A 16,401-nucleotide genomic window follows, 5' to 3' on the forward strand; every position below is an offset into this window, starting at 1 on the left:
ATAAGGTCCTTCGCAAGCTCAGGATGACAGAAAAGATATGAACTTCCGCTCCTTCCGCCTTCCTCTCGCCGCCCTGGCCGGCCTCGTGCTGCTCACCGGCTGCCCCGATAAAAAGTCCACCGAAACGGCCGAAAGCAGTGTCCCGGCCGCCGCGCCCGCGCTGCCCAAAGCGCCGGTGTTCAACGCCGACTCGGCCTATGCTTTCACGGCCAAGCAGGTGGCGTTCGGGCCGCGTGTGCCCAACTCGAAGGCGCACGTGGCCGCCGGCAACTGGATTGTCGCTAAGCTCAAAAGCTACAAGCTGAAGGTGATGGAGCAGCCGTTCGAGGCGATGACGTTCGACGGCACCAACATCCACGCTCGTAATATCATTGCGCAGTATCAGCCGCAGGCAGTGCGCCGGGTGGCCATCTTTGGGCATTGGGACACGCGCCCCTTCGCCGATGCCGACCCCGACCCCAAAAAGAAAAACAAGCCCATGGACGGCGCGTCCGACGGGGCCAGCGCCGTGGCCGTGGCCCTCGAAATGGCCCGCATCCTGAGCCAGCTGCCCGAGGCCCAGGCCCCCAACGTGGGCGTCGACTTCATCTTCTTCGATGCCGAAGACTGGGGCCACGACGACTCCACCCAGGCCGATATCAAGAACCAGCTCGACGGCGGCACCACCGACTCGTGGTGCCTGGGGTCGCAGTATTGGAGCACCCACCTGCTGCCTGCCAACTACAAGGCCGAGTACGGCGTGCTGCTCGACATGGTGGGGGCCCAGGGCGGCAGCTTCACCCGCGAGGAAACCTCGCGCACCAAGGCGCTTTTTGCGCTCGACAAAATCTGGCGCGTGGGCACCCAGCTGGGCTACTCCGACTACTTCCGCTACGAAGACACCGGCGGCATCACCGACGACCACGTGTACACCAACAACGCCGGTATTCCCACGGTCGACATCTACGACCACCCGCGCTACGGTACCGCCTACTTCCCGCCCTACCACCACGCCACTTCCGACAACATGAGCATCATCGACCGCAAGACGCTGAAAGCCGTGGGCCAGACGATGACGCAGGTGTTGTTCGTGGATTAACCAGCAAGCCAATATAAAAGGAAAAGGCCCCGTGGAGATTCTCCACGGGGCCTTTTACGTCTCAAGCCAGCCGCCGCTAGTTGCGCTCCTGAATGAAATCCTGGTTGGCTTTGAACCACGCCAGCGTCTGCTTCAAGCCTTCGCGAATGCGCACCTGCGGCTGGTAACCCAACAGGCGATTAGCCTTCGAGATGTCGGCCAGCGAGTCGCGGATGTCGCCCGCCCGGTCGGGGCCGAACTGGGGGGCAAGGTCCGAGCCGGCTTCCTCGCGCAGGATGTCGTACATCTGCACCAGCGAAGTGCGGTCGCCCACCGCAATGTTGTACACTTGGCCCAGGGCCTCGGGGTTCGTGACGAGGGCGGCGCGGATGTTGGCTTCCACGCAGTTCTCCACGAAGGTGAAGTCGCGGGTCTGTCCGCCGTCGCCGTTCAGCGTGGGTGGCTCGTTGCGCAGAATGGCGTCGATGAACAGCGGAATTACAGCCGCATACGCTCCGCCCGGGTCCTGGCGCGGGCCGAAGATGTTGAAATAGCGCAGGCCCACGATTTCCATGCCGTAGGTGCGGGCAAATACGTCGGCGTACAGCTCGTTGGCGTACTTGGTCACGGCATAGGGCGAGAGCGGCTTACCAATGCGGTCCTCCACCTTGGGCAGGCCGGGGTGGTCGCCGTAAGTCGACGACGAAGCCGCGTACACAAAGCGCTTCACGCCCGCATCCTTGGCGGCGGTCAGCATCTGCACGAAGCCGCCCACGTTCACGTCGTTCGTCAATACCGGGTCCTTAATGGAGCGCGGCACCGAGCCGAGCGCGGCCTCGTGCAGCACCACGTCGACGCCCGCGCAGGCGGCGGCACAAACCGCCGCATCGCGGATATCGCCGTCCATGATTTCGAGGCGGGAATCATCGGCAAAAAGCGCCAGATTCTTGCGGAAGCCATTGGAATAATTGTCCAGGGTCCGCACTTTTTTCACGCCGTACTTCAGCAGATACTCCACGATGTTGGAGCCGATGAAGCCCGCGCCGCCGGTCACGAGAAAAGTCAGGTTATCGAGCGGCTGCTCGTGGAAGGGGTTTTCGTACACTTCGTTTAATTAATGAGTTAGTCAGCACGTCATGCTGAGCGAAGTCGAAGCATCTCTACCGCTTCGCTGCCAAAGTAATCGAATAGTAGAGCAGTAGAGATGCTTCGACAAGCTCAGCATGACGTGCTGAGTTGTCGCTTAACGTCCCGCGTACTGCTGCTGGTTGTAGTCCTGGTACGCGCCGCTGGTTACGCTGTTCAGCCAGTCCTCGTTTTCGAGATACCAGTCCACGGTTTGAGCCAGGCCCTGCTCGAAAGTCACGGAGGGCTTCCAGCCCAGCTCGTTCATGATTTTGCTCGAGTCGATGGCGTAGCGCATGTCGTGGCCGGCGCGGTCGGTCACGAACTTGATGAGCTTGCGTGAGGTGCCCTGCGCCTGGCCGGTTTTCTCGTCCACCACGTCGCAGAGTAGCTCGATGAGTTTCAGGTTCTGCCACTCGTTCACGCCGCCGATGTTGTAGGTGTCGCCGTTTTTGCCGTGGTGGAATACCGCGTCGATGGCCGTGGCGTGGTCTTTCACGAACAGCCAGTCGCGCACGTTCTCGCCTTTGCCGTACACGGGTACCGGCTGGCCGGTGCGCAGGCGGTGAATGGCCAGCGGAATCAGCTTCTCGGGGAAGTGGTTGGGGCCGTAGTTGTTCGAGCAGTTGCTGAGCTTGATGGGCAGGCCGTAGGTGTGGTGCCAGGCGCGCACGAAGTGGTCGGAGCTGGCCTTCGACGCCGAGTAGGGCGAGCGCGGGTCATAGGAAGTTTCCTCCGTGAACATCTCGGGCCCGAAGTCCAGCGAGCCGTATACCTCGTCGGTGCTCACGTGGTAAAACACGTGGCCGTCGTAGCCGCCGGGCTGCCACAGGTTGCGGGCGGCGTTCAGCAGATTCACGGTGCCAATGACGTTGGTTTTTACGAACGCCATCGGGTCGGTAATACTGCGGTCAACGTGGCTTTCAGCCGCGAGGTGAATTACCGCGTCGGGCTCCTGGTTGGCAAACAGCTGGTCGATGAAGGACTGGTCGGCAATGTCACCCTTTATAAACTGGTAGTTCGGGGCCTTTTCAATGTCGCGTAGGTTTTCCAGGTTGCCAGCGTAGGTCAGGGCATCCAGGTTGAGAATTTGGTGTTCGGGGTACTTCGTAACGAACAGCCGAACAACGTGGGAGCCGATAAAGCCGGCCCCGCCGGTGATGAGGATTTTCATGGTATTTTCTGTCATCCTGAACGCAGTGAAGGACCTTATCACGTCCGCATTACAGGGGTTAGGGAACCTGACGAAAGCAGCCGTGATAAGATGCTTCCTTCGTCAGCATGACAATTAGTTTTTCAGCGTTTGCTGCCACTTCCACGAGCTGGCGAGCGAGTCGGCCAGGGAAGTTTCGGTTTTAAAGCCCAGCACCTGCGCGGCCTTAGTCGCGTCGGCATAGATGGCGGGCACGTCGCCGGGGCGGCGCGGGCCGATGCTGTAGTTCAGCTTCTGGCCACTTACTTTTTCAAAAGTTTGCACCACTTCCAGCACCGAGTTGCCATGGCCGGTGCCCACGTTGAAGGTTTCTACGGTTTCGGCGGCTTTATGGTCGAGCAGGCGCTGCACGGCCACGATGTGGGCCTTGGCCAGGTCCACAACGTGAATGTAGTCGCGCACGTTGGTGCCATCGGGCGTGTCGTAGTCGCTGCCGTTGATAACGAGCTTCTCGCGGATGCCGGCCGCCGTCTGCGTGATAAACGGCACGAGGTTGTTGGGTACGCCCAGCGGCAGCTCGCCGATTTTGGCCGAAGCATGCGCCCCAATCGGGTTGAAGTAGCGCAGCAGGATAGTACGAATCTGGTTGTCGGATGCGGCCGCCACGTCGTGCACAATGTCTTCGCACATCTGCTTGGTGCGGCCGTAGGGCGACGAGGCCGGCTTGGTGGGCGTGGCCTCCGTTACGGGCAGCGCGTCGGGAATGCCGTACACGGTGCACGACGACGAGAACACCAGGTTTTCCACGCCGAACTCCTTCATTACTTCCAGCAGCGTGAGCAGCGAACCCACGTTGTTCTGGAAGTAGGCGAGCGGCTTCGCCACCGACTCGCCCACCGCCTTGAAGGCCGCAAAGTGAATCACGCCCCGGATGTCCTGCTCCGCCTCAAAAACCTGGCGCAGCGCGGCCGCGCCGCCGCAGTCGATGCGGTAAATCGGTACGGTCGTGCCCAGAATCGACTCAATGCCCGCCAACGCCGACTCCCGCGAGTTGCTGAAATTGTCGATAATAACGGGCTGGTAGCCGGCCTGAAACAGCTCAACCACCGCGTGGGAACCGATGTAGCCGGCCCCGCCGGTAACGAGAATCTTAGCGCGTTTATCTGTCATGAGTCATCGAGGCTTGTGTCATGCTGAGCGGAGCCGAAGCATCTCGCGTGCAGCAGTAATCATATACTATCGCGGTAGAGATGCTTCGGCTCCGCTCAGCATGACGTTCCTTATCGTTCCTTGAATTTACAGGCTCCAGTACTGGATATCCTTCATTTTGCCGCGGTACAGGCCTTTGATGTCGACTAGCACTGGGTTTTCGGCAGTTATGGACTGAAAGTAGGCCTCGTTCTTCTCGGCGTAGGGCGAGTGGCTCACGGCCACAATCACGGCATCGTAGTCGGTGCGCACGTCGTCGGGCTTGGTGAGGCGGAAGCCGTACTCGTGGTGCAGCTCGTCGGAGCTGGCATGCGGGTCAATGATGTCGACGTTCACCGAGAAGTTCTTTAGCTCCTGAATCACGTCGGCCACCTTCGAGTTGCGGATGTCCTCCACGTTCTCCTTGAAGGTGGCACCCATCACCAGCACGCGGCTTTTGGCCACGTCCTTGCCCTTTTTAATCATCATCTGCACCGTTTTGCGGGCGATGTAGGCTCCCATGTTGTCGTTGGTGGTGCGGCCGCTCAAAATAACTTTGGCGTCGTAGCCCAGCTCTTTGGCCTTGTAGGTCAGGTAGTACGGGTCCACGCCGATGCAGTGACCACCCACCAGACCGGGGCTGAATTTAAGGAAGTTCCACTTGGTGCCGGCGGCTTCAAGCACCTCGTAGGTGTTGATGTTCATGCGGTCGAAAATCATCGACAGCTCGTTCATCAGCGCGATATTCACGTCGCGCTGGGTGTTTTCGATGATTTTGGCGGCTTCGGCCACCCGAATGCTGCTGGCGCGGTGCACGCCGGCATCCACCACCAGCTCGTACACTTTGGCCACGGTATCGAGGGCTTCCTCGTCGTTGCCGCTCACCACCTTCACGATGCGGCGCAGGGTGTGCTCCTTGTCGCCGGGGTTGATGCGCTCGGGCGAGTAGCCCACCTTGAAATCGGTCGGGAATTTCAGGCCCGAGTGGCGCTCCATCACCGGAATGCAGTCTTCCTCGGTGCAGCCGGGGTACACGGTGCTTTCGAACACCACGTAGTCGCCTTTCTTCAGCACCTTGCCCACCGAGCCCGACGCGCCGAGCAGGGGTTTGAGGTCGGGCTGGGCATGCTCGTCGATGGGCGTGGGCACGGCCACAATGAAGAACTGCGCCTGCCGCAGCACCTCGAGCGAGTTGGTGAAGGTGATGTCGCAGCCCTCAAAATCCTTCGCCTCCAGCTCGCCGCTGGGGTCGATGCCCTGCTTCATTTGGGCCACGCGGCCCGCGTTGATATCGAAGCCAATCACCTTCAGCTGCTTGGCGAATTCGAGGGCAATGGGCAGGCCCACGTAGCCGAGGCCGATGACGGCCAGCGTGGCCTCTTTGCGCAATAGTTGGTCGTACACGGGAAGTAGTTATCGGTTGCTGATTTGTTCGGTTGCTAGCTGCTGGTTTTCGGCAGCCGGGAAGTTTTAGAGGCGGCCGGCCGCACCGTGGTGCCGTCGGGGCTGAGGTCGTATTTTTCGCCGGTTTCAGGACAAACGGCCCGGCCCTGCGCATCGAATTCGAGGCGATGGCCGGCGGCGCTCATCCAGCCTTGCGGGCGGGCGGGCGTACCGTATACGAGCGCATACGCCGGAACGTCGTGCGTGACCACGCTGCCCGCCCCCACGAAGGCGTAGCGGCCCAGCCGCACCCCGCACACAATGGTGGCATTGGCCCCGATGGTGACGCCCTGCTCCAGATAAGTAGTGAGGTACTGCCCGGGGCCCTTCCGCGGAATGGCGCTGCGCGGGTTCTTCACGTTGGTGAACACCACGGAGGGGCCCAGAAACACGTCGTCTTCGCAAATAACGCCGCCGTAGAGGCTCACGTTGTTCTGCACCTTCACGTTGCGGCCCAGGGTCACGCCATCGGCCACGAACACGTTCTGGCCCAGGTTGCAGTCCTCGCCCAAATCGGCCCCCGCCGAGATGTGGCAGAAGTGCCAGATGCGGCTGCCCCGGCCCACCTGGCAGCCTTCGTCGAGGATGGCCGTGGGGTGGGCGTAGTAATCGGGGGTGGCGTTTGACATGCGGGCAGCGGGGGTGTTTCGGCCCGCAAAGGTAAGGCAGCGAGCGGGGTTGGGGTCGTACTTTTGGGTAATCCACCGAAACCGACTTTGTTATGGGCCTGCCTGCTTTCAAATTACCCGAGGAATTCGTTCCGGTTTCGGCCGACGACTACCTGCGGCTGGAAACGGCCGCTGAGGCCAAGCATGAATTCACGAACGGCCGGGTGTTGGCGATGGCTGGAGCCACGCCGGAGCACAACGAAATCAACTACAACCTCAACCAAGTTATTGGCCCGGTGCTGCGCCAGCGCGGCTGTAAAGGCTACATGGGAGACCAGCGGGTGCAAACCAAAAACCGCAGTGGCTATCTATATCCCGATACAGTAGCTGCTTGCGGACCCGTTTTTAACAATGAGGCAACCCCCAGCTCACTTACCAACCCCCAGCTCATCGTGGAAGTAACGTCGACTTCCACCGCCGAGCGCGACCATTACGATAAATTCACGCTCTACCGCCAGATTGAGAGCCTGCGTCAGTACCTGATGCTCAGTTCCGAAGCAGTGCACGCCGAACTGTACACGCTGGATGAGCTGGGCCGCTGGATATTCACCGAAACCCGCGACCTGAGCGCCATGCTGGACCTGAGCAGCATCGGCTGCCAGGTACCGCTGGTAGAGGTGTACACGGGAGTAACGTTTTAAAGCTTCACGCACACATTCTGGGCCTCGGTGAAAAACCGCAGCGCTTCCAGCCCGCCCTCGCGACCCACGCCGGAGTTCTTCATGCCGCCGAAAGGGGTGCGCAGGTCGCGGTGCAGCCAGGTATTCACCCACACGATGCCGCAGTGCAATTGGTGGGCCACGCGGTGGGCGCGCTGCAAATCGCGCGTCCAAATGGTGGCCGACAGGCCGTAGTCGGTGCTGTTGGCCATCATCAGTGCCTCTTCATCGGTGTCGAACGGCGTGAGGGTGACCACGGGGCCGAATATTTCCTCCTGGTTCACGCGGCAATCGAAGGGCAGGTTTTCGAATACCGTAGGTTCCAGGAAGTAGCCGCCGGCGCAGCGGCCGGGCACGGTGGCGCGGTGGCCGCCGGCCAGCAGCGTGCCGCCTTCAGCGTGGGCTAGCTCGATGTAGGCCAGTACTTTCTGTAAATGCGCTTCGCTCACCAGCGCGCCCTGTTTGGTGTTGGCATCGAGCGGGTCGCCGATTTTCTGGTCCTTCAGCTGCGCCAGAAACTCGGCTTTGAAGGCCTCGTAAATGGGGCGCTCGATGAAAATGCGCGAGCCGCACAGGCAAATCTGGCCCTGGTTGGCGAAGCTGCTGCGGATGCTGGTGGCCACGGCGGCGGCCAGGTCGCAGTCGGCGAAAACGAGGTTGGGGTTCTTGCCGCCCAGTTCCAGGCTGAGCTTTTTGAACAGCGGCGCGGCCGTGGCGGCCAGGTGCCGCCCGGTAGCCGTACCCCCCGTGAAGCTGATAGCCTTGATGCCCGGGTGCTCCACGATGGCCTGCCCGCAGCCCGGCCCGGTGCCGTGCACGATGTTGAGCACGCCCGCTGGCAGGCCAGCCTCGATGCACAGCTTGCTCAGCAAAAAGGCCGTGGCGGGCGTTATTTCGGAGGGCTTGGCCACCACGCAGCAGCCCACGGCCAGGGCGGGCGCAATTTTCCAGGTGAAGAGGTAAAGCGGCAGGTTCCAGGGCGAGATGCAGCCCACTACGCCCACGGGGTGGCGCACGGTGTAGTTCACGGCCACGCCTTCCTGCACGTGCGCCTCGGTGGCAAAGTGGCCGGCGGCGGTGCCGAAAAAGTGGAAGTTGCTGGCGGCGCGGGGGATGTCCATCACGCGGGCCAGGGCCAGGGGCTTGCCGTTGTCCTGGCTTTCGGCGCGGGCCAGGCGCTCCAGGTTGGCATCAATCAGGTCGGCGATTTTGACGAGTAGGCGGCCCCGGTCTTCGGCCGGGAGGGCACGCCAGGCGGGCAGGGCGGCTTCGGCGGCGGCCACGGCGGCGGCCACGTCTTCGGGGCCGGAGTCGGGCAGTTGGCCATACACCTGGCCGGTGGCGGGCTCAATGTTGTCGAGGTAGCGGCCGGCGCGGGGCGGCACCAGCTGGCCGTTGAGGTAGTTCTGAATGCGGAGCATGGGCGGGAGCGGGAGAGACGGAACCTCAAAGTAACGATTCAGGCCCCGGCCCGGGCGGCCCCAAACGCCGCCAAGCTGCGCAAAAACCCGCAGGCGGGAAAAGGCGGCCGCAATAGCTAGCTTTGTAGCACCGCATTGTCCCTTCCCGCGCCATTTGGTGCCGCTTATTTCCACTCAGCTTGCCCGTTCTCTCCGTCATCATTCCGGCCTACAACGAAGCCACGCGGGTGGGAAGCACCATCGAGCAGGTGCTGACGTACCTGCACGCGCAGCCGTTCAGCAGCGAGCTCATCGTGGTCAGCGACGGCTCGACGGATGACACGGGGCGGGTAGTGGAGGGCTATTTTGCCACCCACCCCGACACCATTCCCACCCGCCTCATCAGCTACCCCGCCAACCGGGGCAAGGGCTACGCGGTGCGCCAGGGCCTGCTGGCTGCTACCGGCACCGTGGCCCTGTTTTCCGACGCCGACCTCTCGACGCCCATCGAGGAGCTGCATAAGGTGGTCGACCCCATTCTGGCGGGCCAGTACGACGTCGTATTCGGCTCGCGGGCCCTCGACCGCAGCCTCATTGGCGTGCACCAGCCCTGGCTGCGCGAGTACAGCGGCCGCGTCTTCAACCAGATTATGCAGTGGGCCACCGGTCTGCCCTACGCCGATACCCAGTGCGGCTTCAAGGCCTTTCGCATGGCCGCCTGCCGGCCCATCGTGGAGGGCGCGGTGCTCGACCGCTTCGGCTTCGACGTGGAATTGCTGTACCTGGCGCACAAAGCCGGCCTGCGCCTGCTGGAGCAGCCCGTGCGCTGGAACGACGCCGCTGGTAGCAAAGTAGGCTTCCTCAGCGGCCTCGACGGCTTTCGCGAGCTGCGCCAGCTGCGCCGCCGGGCCCGGCGCGGACACTACGATGCCGCCCTGCGCCGCACCCGTGAGGTGGCCGCCCCGGGCAATGGGGCCAGTGCGGCCCTTCCGCCGGGGCGCCCTGCCTAGGGCTGCCGGAAGCTATTCGTGATTTGTGTTTTTCCTGCGGTACCCGTATCCCATGCCTGATTTTTCGCGTTCTTCTCCCTTGCAGCGGTGGCTGGTGCCGGCCTTTTTCGGAGCTGTGCTGCTGCTGGGCCTGTTACTGCTACGCGATTATGGTTTGTCGATTGACGAAAACCAGCAGCGCGACATCGGCATGATTAGCCTCAAGCACGTGGGCCAGATGGTGGCCCCGGACTGGATTGCCGCCGACCACGATTTTGACAAGTACAGCACCCCGCTGGCCGAGTTCTACGACCGCGACTACGGCGTGGCTTTTGAAACCCCGGTGTGCCTGGCCGAACGCCTGCTGGGCATCGAAGATGGCGGCGACAAATTCCGGTTTCGCCACCTGTGCACCTTTCTGGTGTGTTTCGGGGGCCTGATTGCCGTGTTCCAGCTCGCCCGCCGCCGCTTCGACGACTGGCGACTGGGCCTGCTGGCGGCGTTGTGGCTGGTGCTTTCGCCGCGCCTGTTTGCCGAGTCATTCTACAACGATAAGGATGCCGTGTTCATGGCCCTGTTTGCCGTGGCCACCAACACGGGCGTGCGGCTGCTGCTGCGGCCCACCTGGCGCCGGGCCGCGTGGCACGCCCTGGCCTGCGCGGTGGCCATCGATGTGCGCATCATGGGCATATTGGTGCCGCTGATGACGCTGGGCCTGCTGGGCTGGCGTGGGCTGCGGGGCGAAATACCGTGGCGGCAGCTGCTGGCCGTGACGGGCCTGTACCTGGCGCTGATGTGGGGGCTGATAGTAGCACTGTGGCCCTACCTGTGGGCCGCGCCGCTGGACAATTTTGTGGAGGCTTTCGAACACATGAAAACCTTCCGCTGGGGCGGGGTGGTGCTGTATTTCGGCAACATGGTGGCCGCCACCGATTTGCCTTGGCACTACCCGCTGGTGTGGCCGGGTATTACCACACCCGTGCTTTACCTGGCCGCCGGCCTGCTGGGCGTGGGGCTGATGGGGCGGCAGCTGGTGCGATACCGCTGGCGCTTGTGGGCCAATGAGCGGGGCTTGCAGGATGTCATGTTTCTGGGCCTATTTATTGGGCCGCTGCTGGCCGTTATCGTGTTCCACTCGGTGCTGTACGACGGGTGGCGGCAGCTCTACTTCATCTACCCGGCTTTTTTGCTGGTGGGCATGCGCGGCTGGGTGGCGGCCAGCGGCTGGCGGCCCCGCTGGGCGGGGTGGCCCCGGGCCTGGTACGTGGGCACCGGCCTGTGCCTGCTGGTAACGGCCGCGCAGATGGTGCGCGACCACCCCTTGCAAAACGTGTACTTCAATCTGCTAGCGGGCCCCAACGTGGGCGAGCGGTTCGAGATGGATTATTGGGGCCTGGGCTACCGGCAGGATTTGGAATACATCGCCAGCCACGACGACCGGCCGAAAATCAAGTTCTTCGCGCCCCAGCCCAGCCCGGCCGATTTCAACCGCCTGCTGCTGCCCCCCGAGCAGCGCGACCGGCTAATGTTCGTGGACCAGCCCGATAGCGCCGACTACTTCCTGACCAGCTACCGCTGGCACCCCGATAGTTACGACTACCCCTTCGAGGTGTTCCAGATACGCGCCGATGGCCGGCGGGTGCATTCGGTGTTTCAGCTGCGGGCCGGCTGGTAGTGCGGCAGCTTTCGACCAACATACTATGCTAAGCCAAGGAGTACAAATGGGGCTGTTGATGGGGGGGGCGCTGCTGCTGGCGGCCAGCATTGGGGCGTGGTACCGGCAGCGCTTGACCTGGGCTGTGGGCCTGTTGATGGCCGCTGCGCTGCTGCTGCGCCTTCTGATGGCCAGCCTCGACCCCTTTTTGCACGACTGGGATGAGCGGTTTCATGCCGTGGTGGCCAGCAACATGCTGCTACACCCACTGGCTCCCATGCTGCACGCCGACCTGTTGCCTTACGACTACAAGGCCTGGTGCTGCAACCACATCTGGCTGCACAAGCAGCCCCTGTTTATGTGGCAGATGGCGCTGAGTATGAAGCTGCTGGGAGTGAATGAGGTGGCCATGCGCCTGCCCAGCGCGCTGCTGGGCAGCCTGGTGCTGTATCCGGTGTATCGCCTGGGCCGGCTCCTGCTCGATGCGGATACCGGCTACGTGGCCGCGCTGCTGGCGGCATGCGCGTTTTACCAGCTGGAGCAAACCAGCGGAGTAATTGGCATGGACCACAACGACGTGGCCTTTGCGGCCTATGTGACGGCTAGTATCTGGGCCTATTATGAATACCGCGCCAGTGCCCGGCCGTGGCGCTGGCTAGTGCTGGTGGGCGTGTTTGCCGGGGCGGCGGTGCTGTGCAAGTGGCTGGTGGGCCTGGTGGTGTACGCTGGCTGGGGTGTGGCCATTTTGCAAGCTGCTCCGCGCCGCTGGGCCGAGTATGGCCGGCTGGCCGCGTCGGTGGCTGTGGCGGTAGCCGTGGCGCTGCCCTGGCAGCTGTACGCGGCGTGGCGCTTTCCGCTGGAAAGCGCCTACGAACGAGCCTACAATACCCGCCACTTTCTGGAGCCGCTCGAAGGCCACGACTACCCCTGGTACTACCACTTCGGTATGTTGCCCACGCACTATGGCCTCCTGCTGACTTTGATGGCGCTGGGCCTGGGGCTGGTGTGGCGGCGTGGCCAGCTCGGGCGGCTGGTACCCATGCTGGCGATGGTAGCCTTGGTATATGCCTTTTTCACGGTCGCCGCTACCCGCATGTACTCCTATACCTACGTGGTGAGCGCGCTGCTGCTGCTGCTGGCCGCCGTGCCGCTGGCCGATGTCCTGCGCGGCCTCCGGGCGGCCGGTGGGCGGCGCGGGGCCGGGGGCGTGGCGCTGGTAGTGGCCCTGGTGCTGGCCGCCGATGCCCGCCCGTGGACCATCGTGCGCTACCACTTCGCCGAATCCATTGGGGTGGTATCGGGCGCGCCGCTGGAGCGGGCCGTGCGCCTGGCCAATGCCAGCCTCTACCGCCATCTCGATGCGGAAGTGCCGCCGGGCTACCTCATTTTCAATGCCCAGGGAAGCGACGAACTCCAGGCCCAGTTCTACTCAAGCCACCCTGTGTATGGCTGGTGGCCGGCCGAGGCCGACCTTAACCGGCTGCTGGCGCAGGGCTGGCGGGTAGCGTACTTTCCGGCCCACCACGACCAGGCCCCGCCCGATTACCTGACGCACTCGCCCGGGGCCATTCCGCTCTGGGGCCGCCCGCAGTAACATGGCCGCCGCTATCCGACCTGGTTCATTCACTTCTTCGCTTCCCATTTTTGCTCTCGCCTATGCCTGCTTCCGTAAGCCCTCGCCTGGTTCCGCTGCTCACGCTGCTGCTGGCCACGCTACTGCTGCTCAGCGCCGGCCTCTACAACGGCTTCCCGCTGGTTACTTCCGATAGCGGCAGCTACATCAACTCGGCTATTCACTTCGAGGTGCCCAACGACCGGCCCATCGTGTATGGCTTGTTCATTCGGGCCACGGGCCTGAAGTTTTCCCTCTGGCTGGTGGTGCTGGCGCAGGCGCTGCTGCTGGCTTGGGTGCTGCTGCGTTGCGTGGCCGAGTTCGCGCCGCGCGTGCGGCACCGGTCGGGCCGGCTGGTGCTGGTAGGGCTCACTCTCTGGGCTACGGGCGCGTCGTACTACTGCTGCCAGCTCATGCCCGATATTTTTTCGGCCATCGGGCTGCTGGCGCTGGCGCTGCTGCTGCTGGGGCCCGTGCGCCCGGTGGGCGAGCGGGTGGGCCTGTTGGCAACGGCGGCACTCGCTACGCTCATGCACAACTCCAACCTGCTCGCTTTCACACTGGTAGTGCTGGGTTTTGGCCTGGTGGCCTGGTGGCAGGGGCTGTTTCGGCGGCAGCTGGCCAGCCGGCGGCAGTGGGGGCTCACCACGGCTACCGTGCTGGCTTGCTGGGTGTTGCTGCCGGCCATTCACGCGGCCTTTGGCGGCGGCTTCGTCCTGTCGCGGGCCACACCCGTGTTTCTGGTAGGCCGGCTGGTGGAAGCCGGCATCGTCGACAAGTACCTCGACCGCAACTGCGATACCGCCCAGCCGCTCAAACTGTGTGCTTTCCGCGACAAGCTGCCCAACGATGCCATCACCTTTCTGTGGGATGAAAAAAGCCCCTACTACCAGACCGGCGGCTTGGAAGACAACCTGGATGAATACCGCACCATTGTTGGCCATATTCTGACCACCCCGCGCTATTATCCTTACCTTATTCAGGAAGGCCTGCGCTCCACCCTGCGCCAGCTGACGCACTTGGGCCACGGCGACGGCCTAGTTCCCTTCCGCGAAAACACCAACCCCTACTGGAAGGTGCAGGAGTTCGCATCCTACGAGCTCAAGGCCTACATGTCATCGCTGCAAAACCGGGGCAGCCTGCATTTCGAAGACCTGAATGCGCGCTTTTACGGGGCCGTGCTGCTTTCCTTGCTGGTGGCAGCGGGCCTGATAGGTGGTGCCAGGCGCTCGGCGGTGGCGGCGGCCCGCTACACCCCGCTGCTGCTGCTGTTGCTGGTACTGGGCCTGGGCCTGGTCGCCAATGCCTTTGTGACCGGGGCGCTGGCCAACGTGCTCGACCGCCTGCAGGGGCGCGTGGCGTGGCTGCTGCCTTTCGCCGCGCTGCTGGTGGTGGCCGAGCACGGCCCCGACGGGGTGCGCCGGGCCTGGCAGTTGTGGTGCCGGCCGGCGGCTACCCCCGCGCCCGGCGAGCAAAGTGTTATCTGATTCCTGATTCTGAACCGTTATCGGCCCCGTCCCAACCCCGGTTTATTCCCCTGCTATGAAGCTTCGTGCTCCGTTTTCGCTGGCTACCATTTTCGCCCTGTTTCTGCTGCTATTGCAGCTGCGGCTGTGGGTGCCCAACTTCGATACCCACAACGTCACGGCTATTCTGACCTGGGATGCCCTGGGATACTACCTCTACCTGCCCGCGCATTTCATCTACCACGACTTGTCGCATCTGGCGTTCATGCCGCGCATTTTGCAGGAATACAACCCCACGGGCTCGTACTACCAGGCGTTTCCGGTGCCGGGCGGCCCGGCCGGGGCCATGGTCATGAAGTACCCCATTGGGCTGGCTATTCTGAACGCGCCGTTTTTCGGGCTGGGGCACTGGGCCGCCGGCCACTGGAACTACGCCCGCGACGGCTTTTCGGTGCCCTACCAGGTGGCCATTGCCGTGGGCAGCCTCGTGTATTCGCTGCTGGGGCTGGGCCTGCTGCGGCACGTGCTGCTGCGCTACGTGTCGGATGTGGTAACGGCCCTCACGCTGGCGCTGCTGGTGATTGGCAGCAACTACCTGCACTACGCCGCCATTGATGGGGCCATGGCGCACAACGTGGGTTTCACGCTCTACGCCCTGCTGCTGTGGCTCACGGTGCGCTGGCACGAGCAGCCGCGCCGCGGGCTGGCGGCCGGCATCGGCCTCACGCTGGGCCTGCTGGTAATGGTGCGGCCCTCCGACATGGTGGCCGTGCTGCTGCCCCTGCTTTGGGGCGTGACCTCGCCGGCGGCCCTGCACGCCAAGCTGCGGCTGCTGCGCGCGCGGCCCCTCGACGTGGCCCTGCTGGTGGGCGGCGGGCTGCTGGCCGTGCTGCCGCAGCTGCTGTACTGGAAGTGGGCCGCGGGCCATTTCTTCGTGTATAGCTACGAAAAGCAGGGCTTTAGCTTCCTGAAGCCGCACACGTGGCAGGTGCTGTTCAGCTTCAAAAAAGGCTGGCTGATGTACACGCCCCTCATGGTGCTGCCCCTGCTGGGGCTGGCCGTGCTGTGGCGGCGCAACCGGGCCGTAGCCGTGCCCGTGCTGGCCTACTTTCTGGTCAACCTCTGGGTGGTGTCGGCCTGGGATATCTGGTGGTACGGCGGCACGTTGGGGCAGCGGGCGCTGGTGCAGTCGTACGCGGCGCTGGCCCTGCCGCTGGCCTATTTGCTGGCCTGGCTGGGCCAGCAGCGGCCGGCCCGGCCGGCGCTGTGCGGCGCGGCCCTGCTGGGCAGCGTGCTGTGTATCGACCAGAACCTGGTGCTCGAATGGCAGTACCTCAACGGCATTCTGGACGGCGAGAACATGAACCGCCGCTACTTCGGGGCGCTGCTCGGCAACGTGCATCCCACGCAGGACGAGTTGAACCTGTTCGACTCGAAAAACCGCTTGCCTGGTAAGGTGAAAGACTATGCCTTCTGCCCGCTGGGCAAGCTGAGCTTCGACGACCAGCCCGCCGCCGACTCCACCGGCATCACCAACGCGGCCGGTTACCGCAGCCGCCAGTCGTACCACGCCGTGCAGGGCCGCGCCTACAGCCCCGCCGTGCAGGTGCGCCTGCGCGATGCCGGCCTGGCCGCCGGGCAGTGGGTGCGCGGCAGCGTGCTGGTGAACTCCGAATACGGGGCCTGGGGCCACAAGCTGGTGGTGGTGCGGGAGCGCCACGGCGAAACGGTGCAGTGGGAAAATACCCGCCTGCAAAACGCCCTCAGCGTGCCCGGCCGCTGGACGGCCGTGTGGCTCGACGTGCCCCTGGCCGCCGATGCCCAGCCCGATGATGTGCTGAAAGTATTCGTGCTGAACGAGAACGGCTCGCCCTGCTACCTCGATGATATTCAGGCCGAAGCCCTGCAGTCCAAATATGCGTGGTAAGCACCTGGCGGCTGGGCAGCTGCCGTTTTTCTGCTAGTTTTACCCTTTCTTAATCACTCG

The 16,401-nt window shown here is 63.5% G+C and carries 13 protein-coding genes; 7 read left to right on the plus strand and 6 right to left on the minus strand.

The window, feature by feature from the left end:
* The first annotated feature begins 37 nt into the window (after positions 1-37).
* Positions 38-1,078, plus strand: coding sequence for a M28 family peptidase (locus tag ABIB44_RS07480; protein WP_354584010.1), 1,041 nt, complete (start codon positions 38-40; stop codon positions 1,076-1,078).
* Between the two features lie 76 nt (positions 1,079-1,154).
* On the opposite strand, the gene ABIB44_RS07485 is transcribed toward ABIB44_RS07480, so the two are convergent.
* The 5 genes from ABIB44_RS07485 to ABIB44_RS07505 form a co-directional block, all read right to left on the minus strand.
* On the minus strand, positions 1,155-2,162 hold the full coding sequence (locus tag ABIB44_RS07485) for an SDR family oxidoreductase (RefSeq protein ID WP_354584011.1): 1,008 nt from the start codon (positions 2,160-2,162) through the stop codon (positions 1,155-1,157).
* 138 nt (positions 2,163-2,300) lie between these two features.
* Positions 2,301-3,356 (minus strand): dTDP-glucose 4,6-dehydratase, encoded by a 1,056-nt coding sequence (gene rfbB, locus ABIB44_RS07490; protein ID WP_354584012.1) that lies wholly within the window; start codon positions 3,354-3,356, stop codon positions 2,301-2,303.
* Between the two features lie 114 nt (positions 3,357-3,470).
* Positions 3,471-4,505, minus strand: coding sequence for a UDP-glucose 4-epimerase GalE (gene galE / locus ABIB44_RS07495; protein WP_354584013.1), 1,035 nt, complete (start codon positions 4,503-4,505; stop codon positions 3,471-3,473).
* A gap of 126 nt (positions 4,506-4,631) precedes the next feature.
* Complete coding sequence (locus tag ABIB44_RS07500) at positions 4,632-5,927, minus strand: nucleotide sugar dehydrogenase (protein ID WP_354584014.1); 1,296 nt, start codon at positions 5,925-5,927, stop codon at positions 4,632-4,634.
* Between the two features lie 35 nt (positions 5,928-5,962).
* Positions 5,963-6,595 carry an acyltransferase gene (locus ABIB44_RS07505; RefSeq protein WP_354584015.1) on the minus strand — a complete coding sequence of 211 codons (633 nt, stop codon included), beginning with the start codon at positions 6,593-6,595 and terminating at the stop codon, positions 5,963-5,965.
* 92 nt (positions 6,596-6,687) lie between these two features.
* Between ABIB44_RS07505 and ABIB44_RS07510 the strand changes: the two genes are divergently transcribed.
* On the plus strand, positions 6,688-7,275 hold the full coding sequence (locus ABIB44_RS07510) for a Uma2 family endonuclease (protein ID WP_354584016.1): 588 nt from the start codon (positions 6,688-6,690) through the stop codon (positions 7,273-7,275).
* Here the strand turns inward: ABIB44_RS07510 and ABIB44_RS07515 are convergent.
* Positions 7,272-8,714, minus strand: a complete 1,443-nt coding sequence (locus tag ABIB44_RS07515; protein ID WP_354584017.1) for an aldehyde dehydrogenase — start codon at positions 8,712-8,714, stop codon at positions 7,272-7,274. The two genes, ABIB44_RS07510 and ABIB44_RS07515, sit on opposite strands and share 4 nt — an antisense overlap.
* A gap of 179 nt (positions 8,715-8,893) precedes the next feature.
* Here ABIB44_RS07515 and ABIB44_RS07520 point away from each other — a divergent pair, with 179 nt between their 5' ends.
* The 5 genes from ABIB44_RS07520 (at position 8,894) to ABIB44_RS07540 (ending at position 16,341) form a co-directional block, all read left to right on the plus strand.
* A complete protein-coding gene (locus ABIB44_RS07520) occupies positions 8,894-9,703 on the plus strand; it encodes a dolichyl-phosphate beta-glucosyltransferase (protein ID WP_354584018.1) in 810 nt (269 codons plus the stop codon).
* 52 nt (positions 9,704-9,755) lie between these two features.
* Positions 9,756-11,357 (plus strand): ArnT family glycosyltransferase, encoded by a 1,602-nt coding sequence (locus ABIB44_RS07525; RefSeq protein WP_354584019.1) that lies wholly within the window; start codon positions 9,756-9,758, stop codon positions 11,355-11,357.
* Positions 11,358-11,382: 25 nt separating this feature from the next.
* Positions 11,383-12,930 (plus strand): ArnT family glycosyltransferase, encoded by a 1,548-nt coding sequence (locus tag ABIB44_RS07530; protein WP_354584020.1) that lies wholly within the window; start codon positions 11,383-11,385, stop codon positions 12,928-12,930.
* Positions 12,931-12,992: 62 nt separating this feature from the next.
* A complete protein-coding gene (locus ABIB44_RS07535; RefSeq protein ID WP_354584021.1) occupies positions 12,993-14,435 on the plus strand; it encodes a hypothetical protein in 1,443 nt (480 codons plus the stop codon).
* Positions 14,436-14,490: 55 nt separating this feature from the next.
* Positions 14,491-16,341 carry a glycosyltransferase family protein gene (locus ABIB44_RS07540; RefSeq protein WP_354584022.1) on the plus strand — a complete coding sequence of 617 codons (1,851 nt, stop codon included), beginning with the start codon at positions 14,491-14,493 and terminating at the stop codon, positions 16,339-16,341.
* The last annotated feature ends 60 nt before the right edge of the window (positions 16,342-16,401 follow it).

The sequence above is a fragment of the Hymenobacter sp. UYCo722 genome (assembly GCF_040547115.1).
Classification (GTDB): Bacteria; Bacteroidota; Bacteroidia; order Cytophagales; family Hymenobacteraceae; genus Hymenobacter.